Below are 2,131 nucleotides of genomic sequence, written 5' to 3'. Positions count from 1 at the left end.
TCCACCTTGAGCGACGCCATCAGTTCCGACAGCATGTCGAGGTCGGCGGACATGGCTTCCAGCGCCGCCACCGCCTCGCCGATTCCCTTGGCCGTCTCCGCCTTCTGCGCGTCGGCGTCCAGCACCGCCAGGCGCTCGGAGAAGGGCGCGAGCGCCTTGTCGCCGGCCAGGAACTCGCCCGTGGCCGCGCCGACGCGCTCGTGCTGGGCCTGCAGCTCGGCGCCCATCGCATCGATCGCGGCCGTGTCGACGTAGCGCAGCTCGCGGATGGTGAGCAGGCGGCCGCGCTGGCGGGTGATCTCGTTCAGCGCGTCGACGAACTCCTGCACCTGCTTCCAGTCCTCGGGAACGAGACGGGAGAGGAGCGCCGCGTGCTCGTCGCGCGCCTGCGCCATCGCCGCCTCGGACTGGCGGCGGATGCCCTCTACCTTTTCGAACTCGTCGAGCACCGACTCGCTGGTGGCGGCGATCTCGTGCAGCACGGCGCCCGCGCCCCGGCTGTCGGCGGCGTCCAGCCAGTGGTGCGCGTCGAACAGGCGGCGGGTGTTGCGGGTGAGCAGCCGGTAGCGCTGCACGGACACTTCCGGGCTCTCGATCTCCCGCGCCAGCTCGAACAGGCTGGAGATGCCCCGCACCAGCTCGGCGTTGCCCAGGCGGCCCATGAAGGTGGCGCCGGGGGGACGGGCAGCGGCGTGCTCGTCGGAGACGAAGGGCGTCTGCCAGATCTGCATGGGGTGCACGCGCGTGGGCTCTTCGCCCTCGGCGTGGAACAGCACCATGCGGCCGTCGCCCAGCACGGCGTGGCCGTGGCCGAACAGCGGGTTCTGCAGCTTGCGCTGGATGAGGTTGTAGACGAAGAGTGCCGACTTGCCGGCCTCGTGCTCGTAGAAGACGTACATCACGTCTTCGCCGTTGGGCGAGCGGATCGCGCGCTGGAAGCGCATGCCGTCCATCCGCGCGTCGAACGCCTTGTGCTCGCCGTTCTGCAGGTAGTAGCCGCCCGGGAAGATGATCCCGTGGTCCTCGGGCAGCTGCACGCACGCCTGTACGATGGCGTCGACCCGGTCGATGCGTCCGCTGATGGTGTTGTAGACGAAGCCGCGCCAAACGGTCTCGCGGTACGGCAGCACCTTCAGCAGCACCAGCGATCCCACGCGGGCAAAGTCGAACGTAGCGTCGTCCAGCGACTGCGTCTTTTCATCCACCGGCTCGCTGTGGATGCCCTCCCCCGACTCGGTGTTGTTCTCGACCTTGATGGTCAGGTCGCCGCCCGTGGTTTCCACGAACAGCGTGTCGAGCACGTTCAGGTGGGGAAAGCGCCCGGTGACGGTGTGCTCGCGCCCCGCCCGCGTCCACTCGAAGTCGAACGGCGGGGGAAACGTCAGGTCACGGTCGCCGCGGGCGTCCATGTACGTGACGTCGCCGGCAGGCGAGATGGCCCAGCGGAAGACGCGCACGTCGGTGCTGCGCTCGCCGATCTGGAAGGCAGCCAGCAGCTTGCCGCCGGCTACGTCCAGCTGAAGCAGGCGCGCGTTCTTGTAGTAGGCGTACAGCTCGTCGAAGTCGCGGACGAACGCGGGGTCGCCCAGGAAGCTGCCGGCCAGCGCCACGCCCTCCACGTCGAACCCGTCCGGGCCCTCCACCAGGCGGTACAGGCCGAACACGTCTTCCACGCGGGTGGTGGTCTTGAGCCCCAAAAAGACGTTGTAGCCGAACAGCAGCAGGCCGCCGACGGGAACGATGTCGCGGCCGATGCAGTTGTTTTCGGTGTGGATGCGAAGGCGTCCGATCACCTCCAGCCGGCTGTCCCCGAACTCCGCCAGCCGCTGCTCGTTGAGCGCGCCGGCGATGTCGCGCAGCCGCGTGCCCTGCTCGGTCAGCCGGCGGCGCAGCACCTCGTACGCGCCGCCCTCCGCGACCGCCTGGTCCACGGTTGAACCGGCGGAGTCGGCGGCGGGCTCCTGCACACCCGGGGACTGCTCGGACATCTGCGCTTACCTGGATGACGTGGATGACCCGAGGCGGATTGAGCCCCGGCACTTCCTGCTGAACAGCGGCCTCACGCAGAGGCCTGGTGGGCGAGGAGGCGTTTCGACACGGGCCGTGCAGTCCCCGGCTGCCCTCGCCCCCC

Annotated in this window: 1 protein-coding gene; it reads right to left on the bottom strand. The window is 69.4% G+C overall.

Annotated elements, in window-relative coordinates:
* Positions 1 to 1,988: DNA repair ATPase (locus VIB55_RS16360; RefSeq protein ID WP_331877736.1), on the bottom strand; the 1,988-nt coding region annotated here is incomplete at its 3' end.
* Between the last annotated feature and the right edge of the window lie 143 nt (positions 1,989 to 2,131).

It is taken from the genome of Longimicrobium sp. (assembly GCF_036554565.1).
GTDB lineage: Bacteria > Gemmatimonadota > Gemmatimonadetes > Longimicrobiales > Longimicrobiaceae > Longimicrobium.
Note: the sequence above shows the minus strand (reverse complement) of the source record. Positions and strands in the feature narration are given on the sequence as shown.